This window comes from Pantoea sp. FN0305, assembly GCF_050113845.1.
GTDB classification, from domain to species: Bacteria; Pseudomonadota; Gammaproteobacteria; order Enterobacterales; family Enterobacteriaceae; genus Mixta; species Mixta alhagi.
The window spans coordinates 1-15,849 of the sequence record NZ_JBNJSN010000016.1 but is presented as its reverse complement, the minus strand read 5'-3'; the positions used below and the strand labels follow the sequence as shown (position 1 = coordinate 15,849).

Genomic DNA, 15,849 nt, shown 5'->3' with positions numbered 1-15,849 from the left:
GAGTAACGACACGGCGTCAACACGGATTGACGGCGTGAGATGATCTGTACTCTTGTTCCCTTCGCAGGTACTAACCTGATCAGGTTCCGCGGATCCCGAATTAACGGTCTCAGCCTAAAAGGCACTCCGACAAGAAGAAAATCGCGCTGCAGACAGGCTGCTGGCGACACCTTGCACGCGTTACGCTGCGGCAAGGTCATAAAAAAGCCCCTTCAGCATAAAGGGGCGTTGGCAAAACTACAAGAGGTATACCCGTCATCCTTCACGTTGCTGGTGCGTTGGCTTTCCTCGCTCACCCCAGTCACTTACCGGTGTAAGCTCCTGGGGACTCACTGCGTCGCCGCCTGCCCGCAACGCGAATTATTTAGGGTATACCCGTCATCCTTCACGTTGCTGGTGCGTTGGCTTTCCTCGCTTACCCCAGTCACTTACCGGTGTAAGCTCCTGGGGATTCACTGCGTCGCCGCCTGCCCGCAACGCGAATTATTTAGGGTATAAAAAATTATTAACGGTTACGCCGGACGTGCCAGTGCCTGATCGTTAGCCGCAGCCAGCGCAGCTAAATTGTTCTCAAAGGCCAGTTGGATCAGTTTATCTTCCAGCGTGAAACGCGCTTCCAGCGCCTCGCCTACTTCAGATAGCGCCTGCTGGAACTCCATGCAGTTATCATGATCGATAGCTGCTTCAAAATGGGTATCGTAAAGCTGCATGATTTGTTCAGTATTACCCTGCAGCGCAGGATAGATTTGTGCAGCAGCCAGCAACGGGCTGTCGCCAGTCATCTCTTCGATAATGCGTTCATAAACATTGAAATGGCCGGTAGAAAGATAATCCACCAGATTTTGACAAAAGTTGTCGAGCGCCTTTTCATCAAGGGCGGTGAGAGACTCTTTGTTCGGTTTGATGCCAACAACCTGATAATAAGCAACCAAAAGCTGCCTGCGCGCATTAAGCCAAAAGTCTACCAGTTCATTACTGCCACCTACGCGCTCGGTCAGAACGTCTAACTGGTTAAGCATGTTTGTCTCCGTGAGTTATAGTCTTACCGCTACTTATACTTAACATCAGTACAGAGGCTGTGTCCCGTATCCGTTCCACTTTTAGGAATAATTACGGCCCCAGTCACAAAAGTGCTGAAGCAAAGGATCACTCTCTTATGGAACGTGCGATCAAAAGCGTAGACGCTGGCTGGTGGGTTGTCAGCCACGAACAAAAAATTTGGTTACCAAACGGTGAATTACCGTACGGTACAGCAGAAAATTTTGGTCTGGAAGGATCGCAGGGCGCGGTTATCGGCGAATGGCAGGGTGAACCGGTCTGGTTGATCCGTGAGAACCGTAACGATCAGATGGGATCGATACGACAAATTATCGATATCGACAGCGGGCTGTTTCAGCTGGCAGGTCGTGGTGTACAGCTGGCTGAGTTTATTCGTTCGCATCGTTATTGCGGCTACTGCGGCCATGAAATGCATCTTAGCAGTCGTGAAAATGCCTGCCTCTGCGGTCATTGCCGCCAGCGCTACTACCCGCAAATCGCCCCCTGCATTATTGTCGCCATTCGGCGTGACGATAAAATTTTGCTGGCGCAGCATGCACGCCATCGCAACAGCATTTACACCGTGCTGGCGGGGTTTGTTGAAGTTGGCGAAACGCTGGAGCAGGCGGTGGCGCGTGAGGTTATGGAGGAGAGCAGCGTGCGAGTGAAAAATTTGCGCTATGTTACCTCTCAGCCCTGGCCCTTTCCCCATTCGCTGATGATGGCGTTTATGGCGGAATATGAAGGAGGCGAACTGCAAATCGATAATAACGAGCTGATCGATGCCGACTGGTTTCGTTATGACGCCCTGCCGCAGTTGCCCCCGGCTGGCACCGTTGCCCGCCGCCTGATCGAAGATACGGTAGCGCTCTGTCGCGCAGCGGATGAGTAGTTGTATTTGATGTCAATCAGGCAGGCGGAAACGTTACGCAGAAATTGTAAACGATGAACATCCGCTTTGAGCGAGAAGCGGACATTCACATTTTTTTGCAACAGATGAAGGCTTGTTAGCGTAGTCGCGTATTAATTAACAGGGAACAGGTCAGGGTTGGCAGGCAAAGCTGCCCCTTTAAGCCTCTTTAACTAAATTGATGTAAGCTAAAAGCAATAAATTAGCGGTAAGGAAAAAAACCACATGTCACCAATAAAAATGGCCTACACCGTGTTTCAGGGGAGAGCCGGCGACCCTAATGATCTTGCCATACCTGGTGCCAAAGCAATTGGAGATTATCTCGCCCGTCGGAACGGTATCAATCCCGTGATAGTCGGGGAGCCAGAGCCAGCCCTGAATAAGGGATGGCGTAAGGAACTGGACGCCGCAATGTTAAACCTCGAAGCTGTTAAGGCACGATTTGAAGAGGTGTTTACATCCGGAGCTGTATCTGTTGCTGCTATAAGTCGCTGCGTGGTCTCACTCGCTACGCTGCCTGTAGTAGCAAAGTACCATCCTGATTGTTGCATAGTCTGGTTCGATGCTCATGCTGACCTGAATACGCCGGAGACATCAGAAACGGGTTACCTTGGAGGACTTGCATTTGCAGGTGCTGCTGGACTATGGGATTCAGGGCTTGGTAATGGAGTGCGTCTCGATCAGATTGTGCTTGTCGGTCAGCGTGATCTGGATCCGTTCGAAACAGCACTGATTAGTAGGTATAGCATCCCTTACATTACACTGGGCGATAATTTATCCGGGCGTCTTAAAGAGGCGATTGCCGGTCGTGCGGTTTACGTTCATCTGGACTGTGACGTTCTTGAACCCGGGATTGTACCAACTGATTACAAACTTGAAAGCGGTATGACTCTTGAGGATTTAAAAGCCTGCAGCGAAATAATCGCCGCACATTCTTTCATAGGTATTGAAATTGCGGAGTTCCAGAATGCCTGGGAGTCTAATGGTACTCCTGCTTCCCCTTCAGCTCTGCTTGAAGCTCTTTCGCCATTAATTAGCCGTTGATTCTCACTGGGGGTTACTTTACCACACCTCTGAGACACATCTTGTAATCCCTCATTTACCACAATCTTCTCAGCAAATCTTTGTAGTACCCCAAAGTACCGTGTCCGCTTCTGGCACAAAGCGGACGTTCAGCATGAGAATTATGAGCAATTAGTAACTCCGGGCCAGCGATGTGTAAGCAAGCTGTCACTTGCTTCCCTCTCCTCACTTTTTCGGCTACTGATAATCATCATGTCTTCATAATCGACTGAGATCAGTCCGTGGCTTTCAAGCCTGGCCAGCCAGTGGCTGAAGTTTTTGCTGATATCGATGCCCATGGCCTTCATACCATCCTGGATGACCGTGCGGGTGCAGATGTCTTTGTTCATTGTCCGGGTGCGGATCAGGTTCCAGAGTGCGATATGATTATCTGTAAGTTTTGCAATATCACTGAGTTCAGTAGCCAGTTCAGTAACGTTGCGTGAAACATTCCGCACGGCCAGCGAATGGATCTTCTTACTCTCTTCGTCCGTGAACAGCTTTCCCGGCTGCAGGTCGTATTCCCCACACTTAGGTTCCCTGGCATTCCTTGCTGTCAACGTATCAAACTTGTTTGTGACGTAAAAATATTAACTGAAGCAATCAGTTATGCGCCGATAAACGAAAGATATGCTGTTATTTTGCTACAGATCCAGGTGCGCTTCCGTCAGCCAGTATTTCCGGTAGCCTGCTGCGATGCCTGAACCAGGCCGCAAAAAAGGCTGCTATAAGCAACAGTTCTGCCAAATCTCCGCCGTAATACATCCATTGCGCAGCCGCCTGTATTTCAAACAAACTGGCTGAGGTACCGTGCGGGAAACCATAACCGTACATAAGTTTGCCGAGAATGGCATGTGCCGCCGTCGCCAGAAACAAGACCGTTAGTCGCACCGTTCTTCCAGGGCGGTGTGGTGCCGGGTCGGGGCCGGCAATTGACCAGGTAAACAGGTAGCCTGAAATGACAAAATGCAGATGAAGTAATGTAAACAGTGCTGGATGCATCATAATGAGCGCAAATAATGGCGTCAGGTAAAGCAGATACATACCGCCTATATCAAGCAAGGCGGCTGAGATGGGATGGATCAATAATCTGATGGGTCTGAGCCGAAGGAAATCCATGAAGCACCGAGCAGTGCGTGCCTGCACAGAACGGAGTAAAAGCGTACCGGGGCAGCCGAATACCAGTCCGAGGGGGGCAAACATCCCCAGAAAAAGATGCTGCACCATATGGCCACGTAAATCCTGATGGGCCCAGTTTGCCAGAGGCGGCAGCATAGATACCACGATCAAAGCAATGCCGGTGGTAAAGCTGGCTATACGCCAGGGGCTCCATCGGGCAGTATGACGTAGCCGGACAGCGGCATGCAGATAAAAACAGAGTATTACAGCAGGAATAGCTACCAGAAGAATTAGCAGCATGCCTGAATGAGGCGCCCCTGTATGATGCATCACTGGCTCCACAGATTAATTTTCCGCATCAGGATGCACAGTTGCACGTGCGCGGTGATACAGGAACCACCCTATCAAAAGTAAAAGAATACCTGCGCCATTCCATACCAGATCATAGGGCAACACGTTTTCGACATAGCGAATCTGGTGCAGCCGGAGTACCTTATGATCGACAATGCCGTCAAATATCTGGAATCCCCCCAGCCCCAAAAAGAAACCAGACCATGCCGACCTCCGGTTAAGCGTGCAGCGTTTACGCAAGTCCATAAACATAAAAAAACCGACAACAAAAAAAATCAATTCAGCAGAATGCAGAAGACCATCTGATAACAGGCTAAAAGCAGGTGTGCCTCGGTCAAAAAAATGATGCCAGGCCAAGATCTGATGAAATATGATTTCATCAGCCGCCGCCATTAGTCCGATACCGAGAGGGACTGCAGCTCTTAATGAACGCTTCAGATCGGGTTTGAGGCGTGGTTTTGCATGTGTCACCGCTTTCTCCTGAAATAACAATATAAAGGCCAGTAGAAAGCTTAGCTGAAATAACAGTTTCGAAATCAGGCCTTCAGGCAGGTAAATACCAACATGAGGGCTTAACCGAAGCGTCTCGAGCAGATATTTTTATGTACTGTTATCACCGGTTCACTGGCACGCTGAGCAATTGCATGGCGCAATAGCCGCATTCCAGTAAACAAAGGGAAATATTCCCTACTCTTCCGGCTTTGCGCAAAGCATTTTTAGCCGCGAAGGCAGCTCCCGTTCGATTTTTTTACGATGGAAAGGAGAAAGCTTGCGCCATTCACGCGCTTCCTGCAGCGTACGGCCACAGCCCTCACACCAGCCTTTAGTTTTACTGAAGATACAGATATCAGTACAGGGGGACTTTACGGACATAACTACTCCTTAGATAGGGATCAGATGAGAACAGGCTGAAATTCCGGACCAGTCGCTACCTGGCCTCTCAGGATATTGACGACACTCTTAGCCCGTTAATGACGGTTTTTCAGCCGTCTTGCCTCAGGCGTAGTGAATGTTCATCGTTCCCTGTTTGGTTCGGTTGATTGAGGCATCGACCTGCCAGGTAGATCGAATGAGCGCCGGAGTAAGCACGGCAGCCGGATCACCGGTGGCCACGATCTGTCCCTCATGCAATACCACCAGATGCTGACAATATTTTGCCGCGAGATTGAGATCGTGTAGTGCCACAATCACGGTAACGGGCAACGCAGAGATAAGCCGCATCAGTTCCAGCTGAAACTGTATATCCAGATGATTAATCGGTTCGTCCAGCAGCAGGATATCCGGTTGTTGTGTGAGTGCGCGGGCTATCTGACAGCGCTGACGTTCCCCGCCTGACAGGCGATGCCAGGATCTATGCACCAGGGCATCAAGCTTCATCATCGAAAGCGATTGTTGCACTGCATCCTCATCGGCCTGACGCCATGGCGCGAATGCGCTGCGATGCGGTGTACGCCCGAGACGAACAATATCAACAACGCTCATCTCCGCCTCGGACTCCGCATGCTGCGGCACAAAAGCAAGCGTACGTGAAAGCTCACGTCGGCTCAGATTCCTTGTCAGCGTACCGCCAATTTTTACGTCCGCGTAAGCGCAGGACTGTACGCCAGCCATAGCGCGAATCAGCGTGGACTTACCGGAGCCATTCGGGCCAAGCAGCCCCACTGTTTGCGATCGTTTCACACTGAAACTGATATCAGATAAAACGCTACGAGCCTGGAGCGTCACACTCAGCTTCTCAACCACGACATGCATCATCATTTCTCCCGGTTGCGGTACAGAATCAGGGCAAAAACAGGGGCACCGACCAGGGCCGTTACCACACCAATGGGTAAAACCTGATGACTAATCAGGGTGCGGGATACCAGGTCCGCAAGGATCATGAAATGACATCCGGCAAGAAAGGCGATTGGTATCGTGATAAGGTGCCGGTGGCCGGCCATCATGCGCGTTATATGCGGGATAACCAGCCCGACAAAGCCCACAGCGCCAATAGCGCTGACGATAACTGCGGTAATTAAAGCAGTGGTCAGTAGCAAAATAATGCGTACCAGCAGCACCCGTGTGCCAAGCGTTGCAGAGACGTCGGTACCCACATTGAACGTATCCAGTGAGCGGGCATAGCAGATCATTATCAGTAAGCCTGTTGCCACTACCACAAGGCACAGCAGTGCATCAGCCCAGCGTACACCGCTCAGGCTACCCAGCAACCAGAACATTACGCCGCGCGATTGTTCGGCATTTGCCGCCGTACTGACAATGTAGGATGTCAGTGCATTAAACAGTTGCGTACCGGCGATACCGGCCAAGATGATGCGTGATGCGTTCTCGCGCATGCCGCCCGACAACACTACGATCAGCGAAAAAGCAACACAGGCCCCGGTGAACGCCCCGGCTTCTGTGGTGATTGCGCCGCTGCCAATACCAAGCAGCATGACACTGACGGCTCCGGTTGAGGCTCCGGCAGAGATGCCCAGTAAATAAGGATCCGCAAGCGGATTACGCAATAACGACTGCAAAACCAGTCCGCATAACGCCAGGCCACCACCACTGCTGGCTGCCATCAGCGCCCGGCTCATGCGGTACTGCCAGATAATTCCGGCTTCGACAGGGGGCAGATTGAAGTGGGTTATACCAAGGCCATTGGTTATTGCACGAGCGGTAGTGGCAAAACTCACTGGCATATCGCCGGTCGCAGCAGCCAGCACCATCATTACAGGCAGACTCAGTATGCCGGTGAAAATGATCAGGCCGTTTCGCCAGTAAAAAAAAGGATGACTTGTCATCTGGAGTGATCGAAAGCATGGATCTGTTGCCCAATCAGCTCTACCGCTTCTACGTTACGTAATGACGGATTGAGCGACATAGCCGGAACCACTGCGATATGGCCTTGTTTCACCGCAGGCATTTCGCGCGTGACAGGGTCGGTTTCCAGAAATCTTTTTTTTGTCGTCACGTCATCGGCGGGATAAAGTCGCCTGTCCATGCTCGCGATGACGATAATATCTGGCTGAGCCTTAACAATGTATTCCCACGTCACCGCAGGCCACTCTTCATCTGAATCGATGATGTTAGACAGACCAAGGGTTTTACTGATCCAGCCCGGTGCGCCTTTGTTACCGGCTACCCACGGATCGCCTTTCAGGCGAGTGCTTGAAAACCAGTAAACAACTTTAAGCGGTGCTGACGGCTTTATACGGCTCTGCTTCAGCACGGCAGCAATGCGCTCAGACAGCTTTTGCTTCAGTGCTTGGCCACGTTGAGGCACATCAAAAATGCGCGACAGCGCTGTAATTTCATCAAAAATAATATTGATTGAGTAAGGTTCAGAACGTGCGCCATCACCGTTCGAGGTAGAGGTGACTGTTTTTGCTGTGCAGTCAGCTGGCGATACCCAGCTTTTGATACCCAGCGCCTCAAATTGCTGGCGGGTGGCGACTTCGCCCTGCGGCCCAACGTGCCAGCTGTACTGAGCAAGAACAAGCTCGGGGCGCTGAGCCGCCACGGCTTCGAATCCAGGCGCATTCTCAGCCAGCCGTTTCAGTTTTTCACCCTGCTGTTTCAGATCATCAGGTAGTGCGCCAAACCAGACGGATGTACCTGCTATTTTCTCTTCCAGCCCCAGCGCCAGCATCAGTTCTGTTTCATGCTGGCCAATGGTCACAACACGTGAAGGTACCTGACTGAACGTCTCTTTAAACCCACAATTTTCAACTGTGAGCGGATAGTTAGTGGCGCCCAGGCTGACCAGAGGGAATAACAGTATTGCAGACATGATTAGAGGGGAAGTCAGTTTCATCACTATGCTTTATGTTATGTTATAATATAACAATATGCACAATGAAAAAATTTCTGTCAATGCATAGAGAACGACTCAGCAAAGGGCGCAGCCTGTGCTTCTCTTCAATCAACTCCGTCAGAATCATAATCAGCGTCACTGCGCACAAAACATTCTGCACCAATCAATCGCCGATATGTCGTCTTAAAAGCACCAGCCTGTATCGGAAAAAATTACGTTAACCACGGAGCAACTCTGGCAAAGGGCGGATGCTCGGCATGTTTTTTTTACTAAGTAACTCCCCGGAGTAAGAACATAACCCAACAAGAGCACTTATCTTACGACGATCAAGCGTTCCCGGTTCAGGCATCTGAGCCAGTGATGCACCATGGCAAACTTGCTTAACCGGTGAGAATAACTGCTACACTAGGCGCCTGTATTTGAGAGAGCCTTATGATGAGCGAATTAAAGAACGATCGTTACCTGCGTGCCCTGTTACGCCAGCCGGTAGATGTAACGCCGGTATGGATGATGCGTCAGGCTGGACGCTATCTGCCGGAATACAAAGCCACGCGCGCGCAGGCTGGCGATTTTATGTCGCTGTGCAAGAATGCTGAGCTGGCCTGTGAAGTGACTCTGCAGCCGCTGCGTCGCTATCCTCTGGATGCGGCGATTCTCTTTTCTGACATCTTAACGATTCCCGATGCGATGGGGTTAGGGCTGTTTTTTGAAGCGGGCGAAGGTCCGCGCTTTGCCTCGCCGATTACCTGCCGTGCCGATGTGGATAAATTGCCGGTGCCCGATCCAGAACAGGAACTGGGCTATGTGATGAATGCGGTACGCACCATCCGTAAAAATCTCCAGGGCGCGGTGCCGTTGATCGGCTTCTCCGGCAGCCCGTGGACGCTGGCTACCTATATGGTGGAAGGCGGCAGCAGTAAAGCCTTTACGAAAATCAAAAAAATGATGTATGCCGAGCCGGCAACGCTGCATGCCATGCTGGATAAACTGGCAGAGAGCGTCACGCTCTACCTGAATGCGCAAATTCGTGCTGGTGCACAGTCGGTAATGATTTTTGACTCCTGGGGCGGCGTATTGACCGGCGCGGATTATCAGGAATTTTCTCTGCACTACATGCATAAGATTGTTGATGGCCTGATCCGTGAAAACGACGGCCGTCGCGTGCCGGTAACCCTGTTTACCAAGGGCGGCGGTCAATGGCTGGAAGCGATGGTAGCTACCGGCTGTGATGCGCTGGGACTGGACTGGACCATCGATATTGCCGATGCGCGTCGTCGCGTCGGAGACAAAGTGGCGCTGCAGGGCAATATGGATCCGTCTATGCTTTATGCATCGCCTGCGCGTATTGAGCAGGAAGTGGCGACTATCCTTGCTGGTTTTGGAGAGGGTAACGGGCACGTGTTTAATTTAGGACATGGCATCCATCAGGATGTGCCGCCTGAGCATGCAGGCGCATTTGTGGAGGCGGTGCATCGGCTGTCACGTCCTTATCACAAGGAGTAGATATGGATATACAGGCATTACGAGCCGAACAGCTACAGCGCGCCGCGGAAGTGGTGCGTCATGATGATTTCGATGTGATGCCGCCGCGCCTGATTGGCGGCGCGGACGTTGGGTTTGAACAGGGCGGCGACATTACGCGCGCTGCCATGGTTATACTGGAATATCCTTCGCTAAAGCTTATCGAATATAAGGTGGCGCGCATCGCCACCATCATGCCTTATATACCAGGCTTCCTCTCTTTCCGCGAATATCCGGCGCTGCTGGCGGCATGGGAACTGCTGGAGCAGAAACCCGATCTGCTGTTTGTGGATGGTCATGGCATTTCGCACCCACGGCGGCTCGGCGTAGCCAGCCACTTCGGCATGCTGGTGGATGTACCGACCATCGGCGTGGCCAAACGTCGCCTGTGCGGACGCTTTGAGCCGCTGGATGAAGAACCGGGCTCGCAGCAGCCGCTAATGGATAAAGGCGAGAAAATTGGCTGGGTCTGGCGCAGTAAAAAACGCTGCAATCCGCTGTTTGTGTCTACCGGCCATCGCGTCAGCATCGATACCGCTTTGCAGTGGGTGCAAAACTGTATGGCTGGCTACCGTCTGCCGGAGCCGACGCGCTGGGCTGACGCCGTCGCATCAGAGCGTACGGCCTTTCTACGCTGGCAGGAGGGTTAGCCGTGCCGGAAGGTTTCTTTTGCGTTACACTGCCGCCAGAATGATGCTAAAGAGACCTTATCATGTTACGTAACCCCATCCATCTGCGCCTCGAAAAGCTGGAAAGCTGGCAGCATGTTACCTTTATGGCCTGCCTGTGCGAGCGCCTCTATCCCAACTATTGGGCTTTTTGCCAGCAGACGCAGTTTGCTGACGCGCAGCTTTACCGACGCATTCTCGATCTGATCTGGGAATCGCTAACGGTAAAGGATGCCAAAATCAATTTCGACAGCCAGCTGGAAAAACTCGAAGAGGCGATTCCGCTGGCGGACGATTTCGAGGTTTACGGTGTTTATCCTGCGATTGACGCTTGCGTCGCGTTAAGTGAGCTGCTGCATTCGCGTTTGAGTGGGGAGACGCTGGTGCATGCGATTGAAGTGAGCGAGACCTCCATTACCACGGTAGCGATGCTGGAAATGACCCATGCTGGTCGCGAAATGACCGATGAAGAGCTGGGCGCGCTCCCGGCGATTGAAGAAGAATGGGACGAGCAGTGGGAGATTTTTCGCCTGCTGGCAGCCTGTGAAGAGCGAGACCTGGATCTGATAAAAGGACTGCGTTCTGACCTGCGAGAAGCAGCGATTAGCAACATTGGTATAAAAATAGAGCAATAACGCGATAAAACGTGACTTCACGCCTGAATTGTCGTGCCTAAAGGCTTCACATCCGCCCCCTGTCTGGTCTACATTTGGGGGGCTGAAAAATGTGGCTATCGGTGCGTGCAGGCTGAAGGGTGTCAGAATCTGGCTATTCCCTCGCACTCGATGCTTAGCAAGCGATAAATACACTGTAAGGATAACTTATGAACAAGACTCAACTGATTGATGTAATTGCAGAGAAAGCGGATCTCTCCAAGTCCCAGGCTAAAGCTGCGCTGGAATCCACCCTGGCTGCAATTACCGAGTCTCTGAAAGATGGTGATGCTGTACAACTGGTTGGTTTTGGTACTTTTAAAGTTAACCACCGTGCTGAGCGCACTGGCCGCAACCCGCAGACTGGTAATGAAATCAAAATTGCTGCTGCTAACGTACCGGCATTCGTATCTGGTAAAGCACTGAAAGACGCCGTTAAGTAATCGCGTTGCAGTGAAAGGTTTAACGAGGGCGGCAATTATTGTCGCCCTTTTGTTTTTTTGTCGTCTGTTGTAAACACGGAGCATCATGAAGCGGCTATTTGCACTTCTGACGTTACTGCTGGCAGGCTGTAGCTCACAGCCGTCGCTGCCTGACTTTACCGCCAGCGGCTATCTGGCCGATCGCGGTGCGGTACGCATCTGGCGTAAGAACCATCAGGATAGCGTGCATATGCTGACGGTCTTTACGCCGTTTCAGGAAGGCGCTACCGTCTTTACCCGCTATGGCTGGCAGGATGGCAATCTTATCAGTATTGAACGCCATCTTAAGGATGCCCGGCCAGATGATGTAACGTTGCGTTTTGACGGCGATGGCAGCCTGAGCTTTATGCAGCGACAGCTGGCGGGACGCCGCGAGGCGGTCAGCGAACAAGCCATTGAACTGTATAAATTTGATGCGCAGCGCATGTTAAAGATTAGCGATGCGTTGCTGGCCGGGCGTGTACTGTTGAAACAGGGACGCTGGCAGGGTAACAACACGCTGCAAACCTGTCAGGGCGAGCAGATCAAGCCGACACTGGATGAGAGCGAATGGCGAAAAATAGAGCAGCTTCAGCATCAGACAGGAGCTAGGGTCAGCGTCGCCTGGCTGGAAGCGCCTGCGGATACGCAGCTGTTGGAGGTTTCAACGGAGGATGACTGCCAGTGGGAACCGCAAGAAGCGGACTTTTAGTCAGGCGTGAAGCGCGGCTCCGCCGGAATAGCGGAACCGCAGCAGAGATTATTTCCGTCCGATAGCGCGATAGCCGATATCACGACGGCAGAAGCTGCCATCCCATGAAACAGACGTTGCCAGCTCATAGGCGCGACGCTGTGCCGCAGCGACATCGGCGCCAAGCGCCGTTACGCAAAGTACGCGCCCGCCGTTGGTGGTAACCAGATCATTTTCCAGACGCGTTCCGGCATGGAAAATTTTACCATCAGCGACTTCTTCCAATGGCAGGCCGTGTATCACATCGCCGGTGCGGTAGTCGCCAGGATAACCGCCAGCGGCCAATACCACGCCCAATGCCGGACGCTCATCCCACAGCGACTCTGTTTCATCCAGCTTGCCTTCGCAGGCCGCCAGACAGAGCTCAACCAGGTCTGACTGCAGGCGCAGCATGATTGGCTGCGTTTCCGGATCGCCAAAGCGGCAGTTAAATTCAATGACTTTCGGCTGACCATCCTGGCCAATCATTAACCCGGCATACAGGAAACCGGTATAGACATTGCCTTCTGCTGCCATGCCGCGCACGGTTGGCCAGATAACCTCATCCATCACGCGCTGGTGGATTTCCGCCGTAACGACCGGAGCAGGGGAGTAAGCGCCCATGCCGCCAGTATTGGGGCCGGTATCGCCATCGCCCACACGTTTATGATCCTGGCTGGTCGCCATGGGCAAGACATGCTCGCCATCCACCATCACGATAAAGCTGGCCTCTTCGCCATCAAGAAACTCTTCCACCACGATACGGTGCCCGGCATCGCCAAAGGCATTGCCCGCCAGCATATCCCGTACTGCGGCTTCCGCTTCTTCCAGCGTCATGGCAACGATCACGCCTTTACCGGCTGCCAGACCGTCCGCTTTAATCACAATCGGAGCGCCTTTAGCGTGAACATACTGCAGCGCCAGCTCAACGTCGGTAAAGTTTTGGTATTCCGCCGTAGGGATCTGGTGGCGCGCCAGAAAATCCTTGGTAAAAGCTTTAGAGCCTTCCAGTTGGGCGGCCGCTTTTGTGGGGCCAAAAATTTTCAGTCCCGCTTTACGGAATGCATCGACCACGCCTTTTACCAGCGGCGCTTCGGGGCCAACGATGGTTAAATCAATTTTTTCGCTCTGCGCGAAAGCGAGTAAGGCCGGGATATCGGTAGCTGCGATATCAATATTCTGTAGCGCAGGCTCTAAAGCGGTACCCGCGTTGCCCGGCGCGACAAAGACGCGATCCGCCAGGGGAGACTGAGCCGCTTTCCATGCCAGCGCATGCTCGCGGCCGCCGTTACCAATGATCAAGATATTCATTTATGACTCTCCAGGCGATTAATGACGGAAATGACGCATATCAGTAAAGATCATCGCGATACCGTGTTCGTCTGCGGCGGCAATCACTTCATCATCGCGAATTGAGCCGCCCGGCTGGATAACGCAACTAACGCCAACGGCGGCAGCGGCATCAATGCCGTCACGGAACGGGAAGAAAGCATCAGAGGCCATAGCGGAACCTTTTACTTCCAGCCCTTCGTCTCCAGCTTTGATACCGGCAATCTTAGCGGAATAGACGCGGCTCATCTGACCGGCGCCAATGCCGATGGTCATATTGTCGCGCGCATATACGATGGCATTGGATTTAACAAACTTGGCGACTTTCCAGCAGAACAGGGCATCACGCAGCTCCTGTTCCGTTGGCTGACGTTTAGAGACCACACGCAGCTGGCTACGGTCTACCATGCCTAAATCGCGATCCTGTACCAGCAGACCGCCATTAACGCGTTTGAAATCCAGGCCACCTACACGCTGCTGCCAGGTACCGCAGGTCAGTACACGAACGTTCTGTTTTGCCGCTGTGATCTGCAGGGCCGCGTCGCTGGCGGAAGGCGCAATAATCACTTCAACAAACTGACGGCTAATAATTGCCTGTGCAGTCGCTTCGTCCAGTTCGCGGTTAAAGGCGATAATGCCGCCAAAAGCGGAGGTAGGATCGGTTTTGAACGCGCGCTCGTAGGCTTCCAGCAGAGAGCCGCCGACCGCCACGCCACAGGGGTTGGCATGCTTAACGATAACGCAGGCAGGTTCGTCGAACTCTTTCACGCACTCCAGTGCGGCATCGGTATCGGCAATATTGTTATAGGAGAGCGCTTTGCCCTGCAATTGATGAGCAGTAGCGACAGAAGCTTCCTTAATCTCTTCTTCAATATAGAAAGCGGCCTGCTGATGGCTGTTCTCGCCGTAGCGCATGTCCTGTTTTTTAATGAAGTTCAGATTTAAGGTGCGCGGGAAGCGGCCTGAAGGCGCATTGGTCTCGCCATGATAGGCCGGTACCAGGCTACCGAAGTAGTTAGCAATCATACTGTCATAGGCAGCGGTATGTTCAAATGCCTTGATAGCGAGATCGAAGCGGGTAGCGAAGGTTAATGCATTTTCGTTAGCGTCCAGCTCGGCAACGATCGCCTGATAGTCGCTGCTTTTAACTACGATCGCCACGTCTTTATGGTTCTTGGCCGCCGAGCGCACCATGGTCGGCCCGCCAATATCGATATTTTCTACCGCATCTTCCAGCGTACAGCCTTCACGCGCGACGGTCTGAGCAAAGGGATAAAGATTGACTACGACCATATCGATTGGCGCGATTTGATGCTGACTCATGATCGCATCATCCTGCCCGCGACGTCCGAGAATGCCACCGTGTATTTTCGGATGCAGAGTTTTAACGCGTCCATCCATCATTTCCGGGAAACCGGTGTAATCAGAGACTTCAGTAACCGGCAGGCCAGCATCAGCCAGCAGACGAGCGGTGCCGCCAGTGGAGAGAAGCTCGACGCCTCTTTGAGAAAGAGCCTGAGCGAATTCGACGATACCGGCTTTATCAGACACGCTGAGCAGAGCGCGGCGTACAGGACGACGTTGTTGCATGGTGGTTTTATCCCTTGGCTTTGGTTCGCAAGTAAAGAGCGTTACATCAAGCTTAACAGACCTTTTATAAAGGTAAGCTTCAGGTAACGCCCCATCAGGGGCATTAATAACGTCGGCTGGCATTGTAGCGAAAACGTTTGCGCGATGCTCGCCTAAATTAGAATCCTCGCGGCGCGTGCATAAATCTGTGGATAACTGCGTATAAACCGGGCTTTTGCTGGGGATTGCAGCAAACAGTCACTTTTTTGCAATTTAGCGGTTGCAGGCCGCGGAGAACTCCCTATAATGCGCCTCCATCGACACGGCACAACGGCTTACGCCACGCGGTGTTGAGCGGTTCAGCAAGATGAATCGCCGGAGAAAAACTTCTGAAAAAAAGAGGTTGACTCTGAAAGAGGAAAGCGTAATATACGCCACCTCGCGACAACGGTATCAGGTACCGGTCGCACTGCTCTTTAACAATTTATCAGACAATCTGTGTGGGCACTCACGGACGGGATATCGCAAAAACTATTGCAGTATCAAGTCTCAGAGTGAACACGTAATTCATTACGACGTTTTTCTTTGAGCATCAGACTTTTAAATTGAAGAGTTTGATCATGGCTCAGATTGAACGCTGGC

Annotated in this window: 17 protein-coding genes and 1 riboswitch; of the genes, 7 read left to right on the top strand and 10 right to left on the bottom strand. The window is 52.3% G+C overall.

Going from position 1 to position 15,849, the window contains the following annotated elements:
• Positions 1–39 precede the first annotated feature (39 nt).
• A riboswitch (TPP riboswitch) is annotated at positions 40–139 on the bottom strand.
• Positions 140–512: 373 nt separating this feature from the next.
• Positions 513–1,019 (bottom strand): sigma D regulator, encoded by a 507-nt coding sequence (gene rsd, locus ACQE3Y_RS19975; protein ID WP_250651091.1) that lies wholly within the window; start codon positions 1,017–1,019, stop codon positions 513–515.
• A 137-nt stretch (positions 1,020–1,156) separates the two neighbouring features.
• Here rsd and nudC point away from each other — a divergent pair, with 137 nt between their 5' ends.
• Together nudC and ACQE3Y_RS19965 are read left to right on the top strand one after the other, a co-directional pair.
• On the top strand, positions 1,157–1,930 hold the full coding sequence (gene nudC / locus ACQE3Y_RS19970) for an NAD(+) diphosphatase (RefSeq protein ID WP_426982364.1): 774 nt from the start codon (positions 1,157–1,159) through the stop codon (positions 1,928–1,930).
• 243 nt (positions 1,931–2,173) lie between these two features.
• On the top strand, positions 2,174–2,992 hold the full coding sequence (locus ACQE3Y_RS19965; protein ID WP_426982363.1) for an arginase family protein: 819 nt from the start codon (positions 2,174–2,176) through the stop codon (positions 2,990–2,992).
• Between the two features lie 140 nt (positions 2,993–3,132).
• Here ACQE3Y_RS19965 and ACQE3Y_RS19960 read toward each other — a convergent pair whose 3' ends face one another.
• The 7 genes from ACQE3Y_RS19960 to ACQE3Y_RS19930 form a co-directional block, all read right to left on the bottom strand.
• On the bottom strand, positions 3,133–3,570 hold the full coding sequence (locus tag ACQE3Y_RS19960) for a hypothetical protein (protein ID WP_250651088.1): 438 nt from the start codon (positions 3,568–3,570) through the stop codon (positions 3,133–3,135).
• 76 nt (positions 3,571–3,646) lie between these two features.
• A complete protein-coding gene (locus tag ACQE3Y_RS19955) occupies positions 3,647–4,429 on the bottom strand; it encodes a cytochrome c oxidase assembly protein (protein WP_250651087.1) in 783 nt (260 codons plus the stop codon).
• 45 nt (positions 4,430–4,474) lie between these two features.
• The gene (locus ACQE3Y_RS19950) at positions 4,475–4,951 is read right to left on the bottom strand and encodes a DUF2243 domain-containing protein (protein ID WP_250651086.1); all 477 of its coding nucleotides are present in this window, start codon (positions 4,949–4,951) and stop codon (positions 4,475–4,477) included.
• A 216-nt stretch (positions 4,952–5,167) separates the two neighbouring features.
• The gene (locus ACQE3Y_RS19945; protein WP_250651085.1) at positions 5,168–5,353 is read right to left on the bottom strand and encodes a DUF1289 domain-containing protein; all 186 of its coding nucleotides are present in this window, start codon (positions 5,351–5,353) and stop codon (positions 5,168–5,170) included.
• A gap of 123 nt (positions 5,354–5,476) precedes the next feature.
• On the bottom strand, positions 5,477–6,235 hold the full coding sequence (locus ACQE3Y_RS19940; RefSeq protein WP_426982362.1) for an ABC transporter ATP-binding protein: 759 nt from the start codon (positions 6,233–6,235) through the stop codon (positions 5,477–5,479).
• A complete protein-coding gene (locus tag ACQE3Y_RS19935; RefSeq protein ID WP_426982361.1) occupies positions 6,235–7,263 on the bottom strand; it encodes a FecCD family ABC transporter permease in 1,029 nt (342 codons plus the stop codon). The genes ACQE3Y_RS19940 and ACQE3Y_RS19935 overlap by 1 nt, the downstream gene beginning before the upstream one ends.
• Entirely contained in the window at positions 7,260–8,252 is a 993-nt protein-coding gene (locus ACQE3Y_RS19930) for an ABC transporter substrate-binding protein (protein WP_426982360.1), read from the bottom strand. Before ACQE3Y_RS19930 ends, ACQE3Y_RS19935 begins: the two co-directional genes overlap by 4 nt.
• A 459-nt stretch (positions 8,253–8,711) precedes the next feature.
• Between ACQE3Y_RS19930 and hemE the strand changes: the two genes are divergently transcribed.
• From hemE to ACQE3Y_RS19905, 5 genes are all read left to right on the top strand, one after another.
• Entirely contained in the window at positions 8,712–9,779 is a 1,068-nt protein-coding gene (gene hemE / locus ACQE3Y_RS19925) for a uroporphyrinogen decarboxylase (RefSeq protein WP_250652781.1), read from the top strand.
• Between the two features lie 2 nt (positions 9,780–9,781).
• A complete protein-coding gene (nfi, locus tag ACQE3Y_RS19920; RefSeq protein WP_250651081.1) occupies positions 9,782–10,447 on the top strand; it encodes a deoxyribonuclease V in 666 nt (221 codons plus the stop codon).
• A gap of 62 nt (positions 10,448–10,509) precedes the next feature.
• Positions 10,510–11,100, top strand: a complete 591-nt coding sequence (locus tag ACQE3Y_RS19915) for a YjaG family protein (RefSeq protein WP_085069579.1) — start codon at positions 10,510–10,512, stop codon at positions 11,098–11,100.
• A 188-nt stretch (positions 11,101–11,288) separates the two neighbouring features.
• Positions 11,289–11,561 carry a nucleoid-associated protein HU-alpha gene (hupA, locus tag ACQE3Y_RS19910; RefSeq protein WP_085069581.1) on the top strand — a complete coding sequence of 91 codons (273 nt, stop codon included), beginning with the start codon at positions 11,289–11,291 and terminating at the stop codon, positions 11,559–11,561.
• Between the two features lie 85 nt (positions 11,562–11,646).
• A complete protein-coding gene (locus ACQE3Y_RS19905; RefSeq protein WP_426982359.1) occupies positions 11,647–12,291 on the top strand; it encodes a DUF1481 domain-containing protein in 645 nt (214 codons plus the stop codon).
• Between the two features lie 48 nt (positions 12,292–12,339).
• Here the strand turns inward: ACQE3Y_RS19905 and purD are convergent, their stop codons facing one another.
• Both purD and purH read right to left on the bottom strand, forming a co-directional pair.
• A complete protein-coding gene (gene purD / locus ACQE3Y_RS19900; RefSeq protein ID WP_250651078.1) occupies positions 12,340–13,620 on the bottom strand; it encodes a phosphoribosylamine--glycine ligase in 1,281 nt (426 codons plus the stop codon).
• Positions 13,621–13,638: 18 nt separating this feature from the next.
• Positions 13,639–15,228, bottom strand: a complete 1,590-nt coding sequence (gene purH / locus ACQE3Y_RS19895; protein WP_426982358.1) for a bifunctional phosphoribosylaminoimidazolecarboxamide formyltransferase/IMP cyclohydrolase — start codon at positions 15,226–15,228, stop codon at positions 13,639–13,641.
• Positions 15,229–15,849: the final 621 nt, after the last annotated feature.